The organism is Exiguobacterium sp. SH4S7, assembly GCF_004336795.1.
Classification (GTDB): domain Bacteria; phylum Bacillota; class Bacilli; order Exiguobacteriales; family Exiguobacteriaceae; genus Exiguobacterium; species Exiguobacterium aurantiacum_A.
In genome coordinates this window covers 319,330-334,346 of the sequence record NZ_SJUT01000001.1, presented here as the reverse complement: position 1 = coordinate 334,346, position 15,017 = coordinate 319,330, and the positions used below count along the sequence as shown (strand labels likewise).

Genomic DNA, 15,017 nt, shown 5'->3' with positions numbered 1-15,017 from the left:
GTCAGTTCCGAAGTGGTTTGCCTTTGACGAGCATATGTTGCATCCGTTGCTGCGATTTCGGTTCTCCGATGAGGCTTAGGAACGCCTCACGCTCGATGTCGAGGAAGTATTGCTCGTCGACCATCGTGCCGTATGCCAAATCGCCGCCGCTGATGACATGGGCAAGTTTTTTGGCGATCTTCAAGTCGTGCTCTGAAATATAACCACCGTAGAACATCTCGTACGCTGCGAGTTCGAGCGTCGCTTTCCCGGTTCGACCGACGACCGGCAACTTCTCGCGCATCGGCGCGACGTATCCGTCCGTAAGTCCAAGGACGGTTTGTTTCGCGTCGAACGTCAAGTGGTCACGGTTCATCGAGATGCCGTCGATCGGACGATGATAGCCGAGCGCTTTCGCGTCATACGCCGACTTCGATACTTTCGCCATCGCGATGTTCTCGAACGTCTGCTGTGCCGCCTTCTCGATGTTTTGCATCGATTTCGGCGTCTGTTCAAGTAGACGACGGTACGTGTTGACGTTGCCGCCGCCGCCAGGGATGAGACCGACACCGACTTCGACGAGTCCCATGTATGTCTCGAGCGCCGTTTGCATGCGTGCTGCCGGCAAACTGATCTCCGTGCCGCCTCCGAGTGTCATGCCGTAAGGTGCGACGACGACCGGGCGACCTGCGTAACGGATTTTTTGAACGACTTGTTGGAACTTGTTGATGATCCAGTCGAGCTCATACCAGTTCTCGTCTTCCGCTTCCATGAGCATCATCGCGAGGTTGGCGCCGACGCAGAAGTTTTTACCATCGTTGGCGAGGACGAGTCCTTTGAAGTCTTGCTCGACGAGGTCGATCGATTGCTCGATCATCTGCATGATGTCGACCCCGATCGCGTTGTTCGGTGACGTGAACTCGAGGGCGACGACGTCGTCACCGATGTCGATGAGGCGAGCCCCGCCGTTCTCGAGGATGATCCCGTTCGACTTGGCGAGCGGTGCAAGTTTCAATTCTTTCGGGTTGACGGTCTTCTCGACGTACGTCCCAGACGCTTGATCGTAATACTGGTCCCCTTTATAGAAGGAAGTGTGTCCGGCAGCGAGCATCTCATCGATCCACGCCGGGACGGCATATCCTTCCGCTTTCATGCGTGCGACCGATTTTTCGACACCGAGTGCGTCCCATGTCTCGAACGGTCCGAACTTCCAACCGAAGCCCCACTTCATCGCGTCATCGATGGCGACAATCGAGTCACTGATCTCACCTGTGAGTCGTGCCGAGTAGACGAGCGTCTTCGCGGTCACCGGCCAGAGCAACTGTCCGATGCGTCCCTTGTTCAAGATTGCGCCTTTCAGTTTCGCTTTCGAGCCTGGGAGCGACTTGATTTGGTCGAGCTCAGGTCCTGTAATCGCTTTCAATTGTTCGTACTCAAACGTGCTCAAGTTGAGTTCCTGGATGACTTTCCCGTCTTTCTTATAGAACCCTTGACCAGACTTTTGTCCGATCCAACCTTTTTCGACGAGCGTCTTCATTTCAGCAGGGACATCGAACGTATCTTTCTCCTCGCCCGCTTCGAGCGCCTCATAGACGTTCCCGGCGACGTGGACGAACGTGTCGATACCGACGACGTCGAGCGTACGGAATGTCGCTGATTTCGGACGGCCGATGAGCGGGCCTGTGATCGAGTCCATCTCGCCGATCGTCGCGTTTTGTTTCAACATCTCCTCGAACGTGACGAGCAGGCCGTACGTGCCGATGCGGTTACCGATGAAGTTTGGCGTGTCTTTCGCCTCGACGACGCCTTTACCGAGACGGTCCTCAGCAAAGCGGGCCATGAAATCGATGACCGGGCGCGCCGTTTTCCCCGTCGGGATGAGTTCGAGCAGCTTCAAGTAGCGCGGCGGGTTGAAGAAGTGCGTTCCGAGGAAGCGTGACTTCAATCCTTCCGGCAAGACGCTCGCCATCGCTTCGATCGAGATCCCAGACGTGTTCGAGCTGAGAATCGCGTCTTCACGGATGAACGGTGCGATTTTGTCGAATAGTTGCTGTTTCACGTCGAGCCGTTCGACGATGACTTCGATGACCCAGTCGGCTTCTTTCAATCGCTCGAGGTCATCTTCTAAGTTCCCGACCTCGATGAAGTTCAAGTGTTCCGCCGTCGCGAGTGGCGCCGGATTTTGTTTCAACAACTTGTGACGGTTCTCGGACGCGATGCGATTCCGCACTTCCGGTGACTCGAGCGTGAGCCCTTTCCCTTCTTCTTGCGCCGTCAATTCACGTGGTACGATGTCGAGCATGAGCGAACGAACCCCCGCGTTCGCCAAATGGGCCGCAATCCCCGCCCCCATTACTCCTGAACCGATGACGACCGCAAAACGGATATTGCTCGTCAAACGGAGGTCGGCTGATTGTTCGATGTGACTCGTCATATTGTTCCCCCCTAAATGAGAATGAATAGTGATTCATTTCACGCGTAAAAAAAATCGCAATCACCATCGTGTTTACTCTTCTATCATAAATGAATGACAATTCATTCGCAAGCGTTCATTTTTCAAATTCATTCCATTTTTCTGATTTACGATTATTTTTTGATGTGTGTGGTATAGACACATTGAGTCAATTTTTGAAAGGGGACTAAACAATATGAGTGACAATCGTTTAAATACAGTCGGAAGCCGCAAAGATTTTGAATCGTTCAAGAAGGACGGACAAGCGCAAGCCCATCAACCGGGAATCGATTCAAAGATGGAGCCGTTCCCGATCTATGAGCGTGAAGGATACAAAGGAAGCGACAAATTGAAAGACAAAGTCGCCATCATCACGGGTGGTGACTCGGGGATCGGGAAATCGGTCGCCATCTTCTTCGCCCATGAAGGCGCAAACTCGGTCATCGTCTACAAAGACCAAAACGAGCTCGAGGACGCCGAGGCGACGAAAGAACGGATCGAAGAACTCGGTCAAGCGTGCCTGTTGCTGCAAGGTGACCTCGGTGATTCGGCGTTCTGCCAAGACGTCGTCAAACAGACGCTCGAGACGTTCGGCCACTTGGACGTGCTCGTCAACAACGCCGCCGAGCAACATCCGCAAGAGTCGCTCCTCGACATCTCGGACGACCAGCTCGAGCGGACGTTCCGGACGAACATCTTCAGCATGTTCTATTTGACGAAAGCGGCGCTCCCGTACTTGAACGAAGGCGCGAGCATCATCAACACGACGTCGATCACGGCGTATGAAGGTAACGACCAATTGATCGACTATGCGTCGACGAAAGGTGCGATCACATCGTTCACGCGTTCGCTCGCCAAAAACTTGGCCGAGAAGAAAATCCGCGTCAACGGCGTCGCCCCAGGCCCGATTTGGACACCGCTCATCCCAGCTACGTTCTCGGCTGAGAAAGTCGCTACGTTCGGCGATTCAGCTGAAATGAAACGAGCGGGGCAACCGGCAGAACTTGCCCCAGCGTATGTTTATCTCGCGAGCGACGACTCGACGTACGTCAGCGGACAAGTCATGCACGTCAACGGCGGTACGGTCGTAAACGGATAATGTTGGAACAGGCCCAGTGTTCAGTCACTGGGCTTTTTTTATGGGAAATTAACCCAGCGTATGTTAACGTTATTTGCAGGAATTAGTCCAGTCATTTAGACGATTATACGGAAGAAAGGAGCCAACCCTTGATGATTCATTTTCAATTGACAAAAGATGATTTTTTCGCCTTACAAAAAAACTTCATCGAAAATTCCGATTACCATAAAAGAAGAGCTAGACACGTCACGATTGTATTGATGTTGCTTACAGTATTATGGGGATTCTTGCTCGCAATTTTTTTGTTACCTCAAACGATTTCTGTCCCCCTGTTCCTCGGACTCGCCATCGGTTCAAGTTTGTTCCTAGCGCTTCTATTATTCCCCTTCTTAAAAAAAGCGTATGTAAACATCACACTTTGGCAATTCCGCTATCTACTGAAACAAGAGACGAAATGGCCACGTGACATCACGTTGTACATCAAAGAAAACGGGATTGAGCGCAATTCACTCCACAACAACGTCAATAAACGCCTTCAAGTCGCATGGGACGCGATTGAACGAGTGAGTGGGGACGAGACAAATCATTACCTGTACGTTGAGGCAAGAGAAACGATTGTTGTACCGAAGCAAAACCAAATGCTGAGCGAGACTGAGCAAAATAAAATCAATCACTTATTACAAAAAAACTTAAATATCACACTCTAATTACCTATGTCACCTAAAGACAGACATGGTCCAATGTTTCTGGACGTACACGTATATGACTTAATCAGAAAGGAGTAGCTCAAATGGTCACCACGTATAAAATGACGCTTGAAGATGTTCTATCATTTCAACAGGACATGATTCACCATTCAAATCAACATAAGAAGAGCCGCAAAATATGGTTGATTTTTATGAGTGCCCCCGCATTCCTGCTCGGATATTTAGCTACAACTTTTATTCTACCTCGCCCCGAGTCGATCGCTTTATTTTTACTCACTGTAATCGGTGTAGGGATTTTGTTCGCGCTGTTGCTCAGACCCCTCCTTAAGGATTTATATGCACCATTCGCCCTTCGGCAATTTCGTCTAGTTAATAAAGACAGTGCCTGGCCAACAGACATCACGCTCCAACTTTCTGACAGTCACGTCGAGATGCATGTCGTTCATGGCAAAATCAATCGAACGACTCAAGTCCCTTGGACGTCCATTCTCAAAGTGAACGAGAACGAGACGCATCGTTTTCTATATTTTGAAGACGATGAAGCGTTGATTATTCCGAAATCGAAAGATGGAGTCACTGAAGTCGAGCAAAGCGAAATTGACCGCTTATTAGGAAAACATCTTTTGACTAAAAAATCGATTTAATAGAGTGGTCTATTACTTTAGGAGGTGCTGTACATGCTATCTTGGTTAGGCATAACGAAAGAAAAGGAACAGGAAACGGGACGGCCGTTCTTTGGAAACATACATAAGAAAACAATCACGTTCATCTTGCTTTCGTCCCTTGCGATACTCTTTGGAGTGAAATCATTGTTGACTTATCTACTCCCAAAAGCAGCTCTCGCTGACCCCTTGGTTGCTGTGCTGCCAGGTACAGTAGGCGTTCTTGTTGCTCTAGTGTATGTTCTAGTTATTGAACGACTCTTACAAGACAAGGCCGAACGTGGAACGTAAGCCAATCATACAAAAACACGCGCTCCGCTGAGCGCGTGTTTCGTTTATTTCTTCACCATACCTTTTAACACGAACGCCACGTTCGCCGGACGTTCCGCGAGACGGCGCATGAAGTAACCGTACCAGTCGCGGCCGTACGGCACATAGACACGGACTTTATAGCCTTGGCGGACGAGCTCGAGTTGACGCTCGACCCGGATGCCATACAGCATTTGGAACTCGAACTGGTCGAGTGGGATGTTGTTCAATTTCACATGCTCGATGATGGCATCGATCATGTGGTCGTCATGGGTCGCGATAGAGGCGTAATTCCCGTTCGCAAGATGGAGTTTGACGAGCTTCAGGTAGTTGTGGTCGACGTCTTCTTTCTCCGGGAAAGCGACCGTCGCCGGCTCTTTGTAAGCCCCTTTGACGATACGGAGGTTCGGCTTGATCAGCGCGAGATGATTAATGTCATCTTCCGAACGATACAAGTACGATTGGATGACCGTCCCGAGTCCGTCAAAGTCCGCTTTCAACTTCTTGAACAAGTCGAGTGTCTTCTCGCAGCGCGACTCGTCTTCCATATCGATGGCGACGAACACGCCGACCGACTTAGCCGTCGTCAAGATCTGGCGCATATTGTCCTCGATCAACTTATCCGAAATATCGAATCCGAGTGACGTCAGCTTGAGCGACATATAGGCGTCGAGTTTCTCTTCGGCCATGATTTCGATGGCACGGATGATCTCGTCACGGTTTTGGTTCGCTTCTTCGACCGTGTTAATGAATTCCCCTAGATGGTCGACCGTGACCGATAGCCCTTTCGCGTTCAGTTCGCGAATCGTCGGCACCGACGTCTTGAAATCTTCTCCCGCCACAAATCGTGAAGCCCCGAACCGAAGCCCGTACTTTTTAGCCAAACTGTTGAGTGCTTTGTTTTGAGACATGTAAATAAAGCCATCACGTAACACTTTTTCCATCAGATTTTCCCCCTTGCGTTTACACTCATCTATCTCTATGACGATGTCTGAAATTATTATGACATACAAACGTCAATTCGTCTTTAGTTTTGTAACCGTTTCCAACACTTCATTGGCTAAGTTTATAAAAAAGCAGACGCCCTCACGGACGTCTGGTTCACAGGCCTGTATTCGGTGCGACGTAGAGCAAAATACTGAGGAAGACGAACACGCTCCCGGCGAGCACGAACAAGTGCCAAATCGCATGATTGAACGGCAGTTTCTGCCAGACGTAAAACACGATCCCGACCGAATAAGCGAGCCCACCGGCGAGCAGCAACATGAACCCTTGATGGCCGAGCGACTCGTAGAGCGGACGAATCACGATGATACAAATCCACCCGAGCCCAAGGTACGTCACGTTCGATACCCACATGTACTTCCCGGTCGAATACATTTTCCAGACGATGCCTAAGATGGCGACGCCCCAAACGATGCCGAATAACACCCATCCGAGCGTTCCCTGAAGCGACACGAGTGCGAACGGCGTGTAGCTCCCGGCAATCAATAAGTAAATCCCAGCGTGGTCGAACACTTGGAGCACCCGCTTCGCCCGTGGATGCGGGATCGCATGCATGAGCGTCGAGAACAAGTACAACAAGATCATCGATACCCCGAACACGCTCACCGCGATGACGTTGCCTGTGCTCCCGGTCTCAGTCGCGGTCGTGACGAGCAGGACGAGAGCGACGATGCTGAAGATGACCCCTAGTCCGTGCGTGACGGCGCTCGCGATTTCTTCGCCGAGCGTATCGGCATGGAGCATGTCTTTTAGTTTCTCTTGATCCATTCGGGTCCCACCTTTCTTTCCTTGCCTCTATTATGGATATTCCCCAATTTTGTTGCAAATAAAAACACGGGTCTGTAAAACCCGTGTCCTTGATTATGCGACTTCCTTCACCGGAACGTCACATTCCATATTTTGTGCCCGCATCGCCCGTGCGCGCATGTGGAATAAGACGAGTAGCGTCACTGTACCGATCGTCGCGATGACGTAGGGAATGACCCCATCCATCTTGAAGCCGATCGGCGCTGTGAGGATGTAGAACCACACCGCATACAGCATGAACGTCCCCGGGACGAGTGCGATCCAGTGGTTGCGTCCTTTGATGTACAAGTACATTGCACCGACGAACAACGCGATGACCGCTGTCGTCTGGTTGGCCCAGTTGAAGTACTGCCAAAGCATTTGGAAGTCCATGTTTGTGAGCACGTACGAGATCGCGAACAACGGGAGTGCGATCCAAAGGCGTGACGAGAAGTTCTTCTGCGCGACTTTCAAGTAGTCGGCAATGATCATCCGGGCACTCCGGAACGCCGTATCGCCTGACGTGATCGGCAAGACGATGACGCCGAGGATGGCGAGCGTGCCGCCGATGCTGCCGAGCATGAGCGTCGCCACTTCTTGGACGACGAGCGCCGGTGTCCCCGCTTGAATCATGCCGAGCAACTCACCAGGCTCAAAGATGGCCATGGCCGCTCCGGCCCAAATCATCGCGATGACGGCCTCGACGATCATCATGCCGTAGAAGATGCTGCGGCCATTACTTTCTTTCATCGTCGTCCGCGAGATGATCGGCGACTGCGTCGCGTGGAAGCCTGAGAGTGCGCCGCACGAGATCGTGAAGAACAAGAGCGGCCAGATTGGCAAGCCGTCCGGGTGCATGTTCGTCAATGTCATCTCTGGGATTTGATAGCCTTGGACGAACAAGCTGACCCCGATCCCGATGGCGCTGATCATGAGGAGCGCCCCGAAGAACGGATAGATGCGGCCGATGATCTTGTCGACCGGGAGGAGCGTCGCCAAGATGTAATAAGCGAAAATCGCAAAGACGACGAACACGAGCGTCGACGCGTTGCCGTCGAACAAGTTGTTAATCATGTTACTCGGTGACGTGACGAACACCGTCCCGACAAGGAGCAGCAGTAACAGGGCGAACCCGTTGACGATATGGCGGAGCGAGCGGCCGAGGAACTTCTCGGCGAGCTGCGGCAAGTGTGCACCGTTGTTACGGAGCGAGATCATCCCCGTCAAGTAGTCGTGCACGGCACCTGCGAAAATTGATCCGAAGACGATCCACAGGAAGGCGACCGGACCGTAGAGCGCCCCCATGATCGGCCCGAAGATCGGACCGACGCCGGCGATGTTCAACAGTTGGATCATCGAGTTCCGTTTTTTCCCCATCGGCACGTAGTCGATGCCATCCTGCGACGCATAGGCGGGCGTCGTCCGCTCTTCCTTGATGCCGAACGTCTTCTCGACGTAACGGCCGTAGACGATGTACCCGACAATTAAAATAGCTAAGGCGATAAAGAATGTAATCATGTGTACTGTCCCCTTTTAAACTGTGTAGCCGATCCCCATCGGCCCCGAAAAATGAATCCTGATGTTTTACGCATATAATGTAAACGCTTTCGTGATTGATTATACAGCAATTCCCAACGTTTCGTAAGGGGTTTTGTTCACTTTTTCGACACTTCTTTAACACGAGAAAAGACGGCGCTGTACACGCCGTCTCCGCTCCATTATTTAAGTACGATTTTCGCTTGTTTCGCACCTGATCCATTATAGTCACTCGCGATGACGGTATAGTTCCCTTTCGCCAATCCTTTTTTCGATGTGAACGTATACCAACCGGCCCAGTTCGCTTTCGTTTGGGCGATTTTCTTGCCTTTCGCGTCTTTCAAGACGACCGTCGCGCCACTCGTCGTACGTCCACCAAGCGCTTTCGTGTTCGCTTTCGCCCCACGTAATACATTCGGTGTCTCAACGACTAGTTTTTTGAGGGTGAACGCTGTCTGCTTCATCACTTTCCCAGAGATCTCTTTACTCGTCACTTCATATTTACCGGCTGTGAAACCTGAACGGCTCGTGAACTTGAATGAGCCTGAGTCATCTGCTGTCACGGTCCCGATTGTTTTGCCGTTCTGCTTGAGAGTGACACTCGCCCCCGGTGAAGACTTCCCGTAAAACGTGTTCGTGTTTGTATACGTATACTTCGATGATAGGGCAGGCGTACGGACGAATCCGGCACCGACGACTTTCGTTTCAGTCATCGTTTGTCCGTTCAACTCGCTGACGACCGTCAATGACTGACGAAGTTTGAGCGGTATGACAGCAAGTTTGTACGTTCCGTCTGCCTGGGCTGTCGTCGTCGCCAACACTTTGTTCCCGTCTTTTAATGTCACTTTCGCCCCTGGTGCCGTCACACCTGTGACTTGCTTCGTTCCCGGCTTGATGACATCGATTGTGAGCGTCACATCGACGGCCGCTACTTCAAGTTCGGCCGTATACGTCCGGAAGAGGCGGTTTGCCGCATCGGCACGTGTCGCGTCTGTCGCTTCAATCCCTTCATACAAGTCGACGTACTGCTTGCCGGCGTCTGCCGTCTCAAACTTCACGGTCCGCTTCGCGTCCGCGACGATCTTCCAGTTGTCGTCGGCTTTATAGTCAACGGCACCTTTACTCGCGATAATATAGTCCGAGATGACGTTACGTGTCTCATATGCCGAGCGGTAGACGATATTCTTTCCGCCGCCAAGGCCTGGGAACGAGCTCGACCCGGCCCGGTAGTTGTTCGTCGCGACCAAGAACTCTTGGTCCATCGTAATCGCTTTTCCGTCATACTCGACGTTTTTGACCCGGTTCGCTGACGCGTCGAGCAGTTTCCCGCTGCCGTCATACTTCGCCGGTCCCGTCACGTCGATTTCATACGTCAAGCCGTCCAAAATATCAAAGTTGTAGCTGCGGAATTGAAGGTTCAATAGTTCGTCCCCATCCGCATCGATCTCGTTATACACCCCAGCCGACATCTCGAGCCAGTCCATCACGTCCGCTCCTGTCACTTTGACGACTTCGAGCGTGTTCGGATAAACGTACAAGTCGGCCACGTTCTTCAAGGCGATTTGGCCTTTCGGGATGTTCGTGTAGTATCCGGCATCTGTCAATTCACGGCCACCTGCTTTGAACGGGGCGCCCGCTGACAGGAGTGGCAGCCCTTTGTACGGGGCGAGGTCTGGATTCGTCTCGAGCTCTTTCTCGACGTACCATTGTTGTGCGTTCGTCACGAACTGGACCGAAGCGTCGTCGCGGACGAGCGCGAAGTAGCTTTGAATGTCGTCTTGAACCTCACCGACGGAACGATTGATGTAGTCGATCGTCGCCCGGTGCTCCGTGTCGATCAGTGCGTGTGTTTCGGCATCGACCGGCGTGCTAGCCGTGACCGTGTCGAGTTTTGCCGACGCGTCGAGAATTTGCCACTTGCCGTCGACTTTCTCGAGCTCGAAGTCGATGACGCCGAGGTCTTTCCCTTGGTTGTTCGCCATGACGACCGGTTTGCCGTTGATGAGCCCTTTTTCATTGTCCACGTTCGGGAACGAGGCGAACATGCCTTTCGCATCCGGGAAGCGACCGTGTTGATGCCCCGTCATGACCATGTCGAGCCCGTCGATTTTCGTGAGCGCGTAGCCGACGTTCTCTTCGCTATCGAGTTGGGCGTCGGCGAGCGCCGCACTCTCCCCGATACCTGAGTGCGCGAGCGCGACGACGACGTCCGCCCCTCGGTCTTTCAACTTGCTGACCGCTTCACGCGCCGACGGGATGATATCATCCACCGTCACACGGCCTTGAAGGTTGCCCGAGTCCCACGACATGATCTTCGGTGGGACGACACCGAACACGCCAACTTTGATCGTATGTGTCTCCCCGTCCGTGTCCGTGACCGTCCGCTCGATGATTTGGACCTCTTGTCCGTCAACGTTGAACTTCGATACGATTGGATTCCCCTCTAAATCCTTGACGTTCGAGTTGACGAAATGAAGCTTGCCTTTTGACCCTTCCATCGCGTCATATAAAAATTCAAGCCCGAAGTTGAACTCGTGGTTGCCGAGCGTGACCGCGTCATAGTCGAGCGAAGCCATCGCCTTGTACATCGGGTGCTCGAACGTGCCCGGATTTTGTTGATGCAATTCGCGGATGTAGTCTCCGAACGGTGTCCCTTGAATCGTATCCCCGTTATCGAACAAGAACGTGTTCGCCGCCCCCGCCTGTATCCGGTGCGATTTGATCAGCGTCGCTGTCTTCGTGAGCCCGATCGTCTCATCGACCTTGTCTTGGAAGTAGTCATAGTTGGTAATGTTCGTATGTAAGTCGGTCGTCTCTAAAAATCGAAGTTTGACGAGGTCTTCGTCCGACGCCAAGACGTTCGGTGCTTGGAGCGGTAACGTCGAAGGCAATACGAGTGCGGTCGCGATTGTCCATTTCAGAGCAGTTTTCATGTTTGTTTCCCCTTTTGAATCAAATTGGTATCACCGTTTTCAATATACCACCCGTTTGTAAGCGCTACCATATTTTTTTGTAAGATAACTTATAAAATTAAATACAGCACACGAAAGTGAACATGAAAGCTTGTTTTATCATATCAGAACACCTAAAATCTTGAATTCAGGATGGCCATCCTGTCCATTGCGAGCCGAATCGGGTGAACGCCTTCGACCGTCTCGCAGGAGATTTGGCGCAATTTCGGAAACGAGTCTTTTGCGGAGGAAGTGGTGGGCTGAGATGGATGTTGTAATCTTTTTACTAGTCTATGGTGAATAGGCCGACCGGATCTTGATGTCCATGACAAAAGCCCAGAATCTCCGTGTTTTAGAGAACCTGGGCTTTTCCTTATTGTTTGATGCGGACCGTGAATGGACCGTCCGCGGTGACGTCTTCGAAGACGACCGAGACCGGATAGGCGTGTTTGCCTTGGACCGGCTCGCTCAAGCGAATCGTCGTGTTCGCGATCGCCTCGTCCCCGCTCACGAGTTCGAGCGGTAACTGTTCGACGTTCAGTTCATGCTCGTAGCCGTTACGGAGAAGCAACGTCGCCGTGACGTTCGTCTCACTTGTTTCGACCGAGACGAGCATCAAATTGAACTCATTCTCGCCGACGGGCGGTGTCGACACGTTCGTGCGACGGAGCTGTTGCCACGCCGTGTTCGAAAATTGTTCGACTTCCTCATCTAGAAGCATCTGTAACGGATCGATCGGATTCATTTGGAAGACGAGTCGCATCGACGTCAGTTCTTCCGCTTCAAACTCGCCGAACAGTTCATCTGCAAAAAAGTCCAAATAGACCGGTTTGCTCGTCCACGGCTCGAAGCTCGGAAGGTCGACGCGGCTCAATACTTTCCGCCCGAGCGGAACGTTGTCTTTGTTCAAGAGGAGAACCGGCAATTCATTGACTTCGAACGAGCTCGGGAGCGTGTTCCGGAACAAGGCGACGAGCGACAACCCGCCCATCAAGTTTTCAGCGTGCAATAGCTCGATCGACAGTTGGTTGTCGAGGAGCGCCGGCAGCCGCTTCGCATGATAGCGGAACATGTACTCGTCTTCTTTCGGAATCCCCATGTCGCTGTCGATCACGAGCGTCAGTTGACGCCCTGTCTCGGTCTTCCCTGTATCGATCTGTTTACGTTTACGAAATCCTAACATATTACTCCTCCTCCAATTGCGTGACGAAATAGCGGTCGAGCTGACATACTTCCGTCGTCACTTCACGGGCAATATTGACATACGTCTGTTCGAAGATCTCAAATCCTTCTTTACCGAACTGACGACTCGGGTCTTCCTGCCCATAACTGCGGAGTCCGATGCCTTCTTTTAATCCGCTCATCGTTGTGAGGTGGTCCGTCCATTTTCCGTCCAACGCCCGTAACAGTGATTCTTTGACGAACGTCACGACTTCCTCGGCTTGAAGACGGGCCTCGGCCGTTTTGACGATGTCGTCGATCCACGGCGCAAGCTCTGCCTTCAATTCCAACGAGTCGGCGATCTCATCTGACCAGACCGGCTCGCGTGTCGTCAAGTAGACGAGGTCTGTCTTCAACTCGTCGAGCGGCCACTCTTCTGGGACGAGCTCGTCCGAGACGTGCATGTCGATACTGTTCGCTAAAGCGAGATGCATCATGCCGAGCACGTTGTTCGTGATCGCCGCAGCGTCGGCGTTGACCGCCTGATCGCGGATCGTGTAGATGATTTTCCGTTGTTCGTTCAAGACGTCGTCGAGCTTGAACAAGTAGTCCCGAATCGAGACGCCGAGTCCTTCGATCGTCGTCTGGGCGTACTCGATGACATCAGCCGCGTCTTTTGCGGACACTTCGCCACGTTCGTCCGGCTTCAGTTTCTTCTCGATCCGCTCCAGTTTTTGGATCGCGTAACGTTTGACGATCTCATCTTCGAGCGAGACGAAGAACTGCGTCGCGCCGGGATCGCCTTGACGTCCCGAACGACCGCGGAGCTGGTTGTCGACACGTTGCGACTCATGGCGTTCCGTCCCGATGACGAACAAGCCGCCCACTTCTTTCGATTTCGCGTCAAGCATGATATCGGTCCCGCGACCGGCCATGTTCGTCGCGATCGTCACTTTGCCGAAGCGTCCGGCGTCGGCGATGATGTCCGCTTCTTGCGTGACCGTCTTCGCGTTCAACACCTCATGCTGAATCCGCTGTTTCGACAAGTGCTTACTGATGGCCTCGGACTGGGCGATCGACGTCGTACCGATCAACACCGGGCGTCCCATCTCATGCAGCTCGACAACTTTGTCGGTCACGGCCGCATACTTTTGGTCGACCGTCATGAAGATACGGTCCGGGTTGTCTTCGCGCAAACGCGGCCGGTTCGTCGGCACTTGGACGACGTCCATGTTGTACGTCTTCAAAAACTCTTGGCGAGACGTCTGGGCCGTCCCGGTCATACCGCCGATGAGCGGATACATCCGGAAATAATGCTGAATCGTGATCTCTGCCGTCGTCTTGTTCTCTTCGGTGATCGTGACGCCTTCTTTTGCCTCGAGCGCCTGATGAAGCCCTTCCGACAGACTGCGTCCTTCCATGATCCGTCCCGTGAACAAGTCGATGAGCTCGATCTTGTCTTCTTTGACGATATAGTCGACGTCGAGTTCGAACAAGACGTTCGCCCGGAGCGCTTGGACGAGGTAGTGATAGAGTACTTGATGCTCGGCGCTGAACAAATTATCGACCGCGAACATGTCTTCGATTTTCAAGATTCCGGAGTCAGTGAGCGCCGTCGATTTCGATTCGAGGTCGACTTCGTAGTCCGCCTCGTCGAGCTCGGTGACGACACGTTGCGCCAACTCCTTCAAGCGGATGTGCGAGCGGTCTTTTTGGGCGATGATGAGCGGCGTCTTCGCCTCGTCGATCAAGATGCTGTCGACTTCATCGATGATGGCGAAGTGGAACGGGCGCTGGACGCGCTCTTCCGGTGACCCGACCAAGTGATCGCGCAAGTAGTCGAACCCGAACTCGGTCCCGACGCCGTATGTAATGTCGGCCTGGTAAGCAGCGTGCTTGTCGCTCTGTTCCATCTCAGGAACGTTCAACCCGACCGAGAGACCAAGGAAATCGTGGATCTGCCCGATTTGGTTCGCGTCACGCGTCGCGAGATATTCGTTGACGGTGATGACGTGGACGCCTTTGCCTTCGAGTGCTATGACGTAACTCGGGAGCGCGGCGACGAGCGTTTTCCCTTCCCCGGTCGGCATCTCGGAAATGTTCCCTTCGAGGAGGGCGAACCCGCCGATGAGCTGGACGTCATAGTGACGCATACCTAAGACACGCACCGCCGCCTCACGGACGAGGGCGAACGCTTCTTCGGCGACATCATCGACTTTGGCACCGTCGGCGATTTTTGCTTTCAATGTTTCGGTATATGTGCGCATCTCGTCGTCCGAGAGCGCCTGCATCGTTGTCTCTAATTGGTTGATCCGGTCGACGCGTCGCTGATAGCCTTTCAAGCGCCGGCTCTGGTCATTCGTCAATTGCTTTACAAACTGAATCACGTTA

The 15,017-nt window shown here is 52.7% G+C and carries 11 protein-coding genes; 4 read left to right on the top strand and 7 right to left on the bottom strand.

The window, feature by feature from the left end:
- Position 1: 1 nt before the first annotated feature.
- Complete coding sequence (locus EVJ29_RS01640; protein WP_131504661.1) at positions 2–2,413, bottom strand: 3-hydroxyacyl-CoA dehydrogenase/enoyl-CoA hydratase family protein; 2,412 nt, start codon at positions 2,411–2,413, stop codon at positions 2–4.
- 214 nt (positions 2,414–2,627) lie between these two features.
- Between EVJ29_RS01640 and EVJ29_RS01635 the strand changes: the two genes are divergently transcribed.
- The 4 genes from EVJ29_RS01635 to EVJ29_RS01620 all read left to right on the top strand — a co-directional run bounded on the left by EVJ29_RS01635 (position 2,628) and on the right by EVJ29_RS01620 (position 5,169).
- Entirely contained in the window at positions 2,628–3,530 is a 903-nt protein-coding gene (locus tag EVJ29_RS01635) for an SDR family oxidoreductase (RefSeq protein ID WP_131504660.1), read from the top strand.
- A 239-nt stretch (positions 3,531–3,769) separates the two neighbouring features.
- Positions 3,770–4,216: a hypothetical protein gene (locus tag EVJ29_RS01630; RefSeq protein ID WP_131504659.1), complete on the top strand. Its 447-nt coding sequence runs from the start codon at positions 3,770–3,772 to the stop codon at positions 4,214–4,216.
- Positions 4,217–4,317: 101 nt separating this feature from the next.
- Positions 4,318–4,860, top strand: a complete 543-nt coding sequence (locus EVJ29_RS01625; protein WP_161567323.1) for a YcxB family protein — start codon at positions 4,318–4,320, stop codon at positions 4,858–4,860.
- Positions 4,861–4,893: 33 nt separating this feature from the next.
- Positions 4,894–5,169 carry a hypothetical protein gene (locus EVJ29_RS01620; protein ID WP_131504657.1) on the top strand — a complete coding sequence of 92 codons (276 nt, stop codon included), beginning with the start codon at positions 4,894–4,896 and terminating at the stop codon, positions 5,167–5,169.
- Positions 5,170–5,213: 44 nt separating this feature from the next.
- On the opposite strand, the gene EVJ29_RS01615 is transcribed toward EVJ29_RS01620, so the two are convergent.
- From EVJ29_RS01615 to secA2, 6 genes are all read right to left on the bottom strand, one after another.
- Positions 5,214–6,131, bottom strand: coding sequence for a proline dehydrogenase family protein (locus EVJ29_RS01615; protein WP_131463959.1), 918 nt, complete (start codon positions 6,129–6,131; stop codon positions 5,214–5,216).
- Between the two features lie 157 nt (positions 6,132–6,288).
- Positions 6,289–6,960, bottom strand: coding sequence for a PAQR family membrane homeostasis protein TrhA (gene trhA / locus EVJ29_RS01610; protein ID WP_070328723.1), 672 nt, complete (start codon positions 6,958–6,960; stop codon positions 6,289–6,291).
- Between the two features lie 93 nt (positions 6,961–7,053).
- Positions 7,054–8,496 carry a carbon starvation CstA family protein gene (locus tag EVJ29_RS01605; RefSeq protein ID WP_131504656.1) on the bottom strand — a complete coding sequence of 481 codons (1,443 nt, stop codon included), beginning with the start codon at positions 8,494–8,496 and terminating at the stop codon, positions 7,054–7,056.
- A 200-nt stretch (positions 8,497–8,696) separates the two neighbouring features.
- A complete protein-coding gene (locus tag EVJ29_RS01600) occupies positions 8,697–11,447 on the bottom strand; it encodes a bifunctional 2',3'-cyclic-nucleotide 2'-phosphodiesterase/3'-nucleotidase (RefSeq protein ID WP_131504655.1) in 2,751 nt (916 codons plus the stop codon).
- A gap of 391 nt (positions 11,448–11,838) precedes the next feature.
- Positions 11,839–12,648 (bottom strand): SLAP domain-containing protein, encoded by an 810-nt coding sequence (locus tag EVJ29_RS01595; RefSeq protein ID WP_070328720.1) that lies wholly within the window; start codon positions 12,646–12,648, stop codon positions 11,839–11,841.
- A gap of 1 nt (position 12,649) precedes the next feature.
- Positions 12,650–15,013: an accessory Sec system translocase SecA2 gene (gene secA2, locus EVJ29_RS01590; RefSeq protein WP_131504654.1), complete on the bottom strand. Its 2,364-nt coding sequence runs from the start codon at positions 15,011–15,013 to the stop codon at positions 12,650–12,652.
- Positions 15,014–15,017: the final 4 nt, after the last annotated feature.

Coding starts and splice junctions, on each gene's coding strand:
- EVJ29_RS01620 (WP_131504657.1), top strand. CDS start 4,894: ATGCTATCTTGGTTAGGCATAACGAAAGAAAAGGAACAGGAAACGGGA.
- EVJ29_RS01625 (WP_161567323.1), top strand. CDS start 4,318: ATGACGCTTGAAGATGTTCTATCATTTCAACAGGACATGATTCACCAT.
- EVJ29_RS01630 (WP_131504659.1), top strand. CDS start 3,770: ATGTTGCTTACAGTATTATGGGGATTCTTGCTCGCAATTTTTTTGTTA.
- trhA (WP_070328723.1), bottom strand. CDS start 6,960: ATGGATCAAGAGAAACTAAAAGACATGCTCCATGCCGATACGCTCGGC.
- EVJ29_RS01615 (WP_131463959.1), bottom strand. CDS start 6,131: ATGGAAAAAGTGTTACGTGATGGCTTTATTTACATGTCTCAAAACAAA.
- EVJ29_RS01595 (WP_070328720.1), bottom strand. CDS start 12,648: ATGTTAGGATTTCGTAAACGTAAACAGATCGATACAGGGAAGACCGAG.
- EVJ29_RS01605 (WP_131504656.1), bottom strand. CDS start 8,496: ATGATTACATTCTTTATCGCCTTAGCTATTTTAATTGTCGGGTACATC.
- EVJ29_RS01640 (WP_131504661.1), bottom strand. CDS start 2,413: ATGACGAGTCACATCGAACAATCAGCCGACCTCCGTTTGACGAGCAAT.
- EVJ29_RS01600 (WP_131504655.1), bottom strand. CDS start 11,447: ATGAAAACTGCTCTGAAATGGACAATCGCGACCGCACTCGTATTGCCT.
- EVJ29_RS01635 (WP_131504660.1), top strand. CDS start 2,628: ATGAGTGACAATCGTTTAAATACAGTCGGAAGCCGCAAAGATTTTGAA.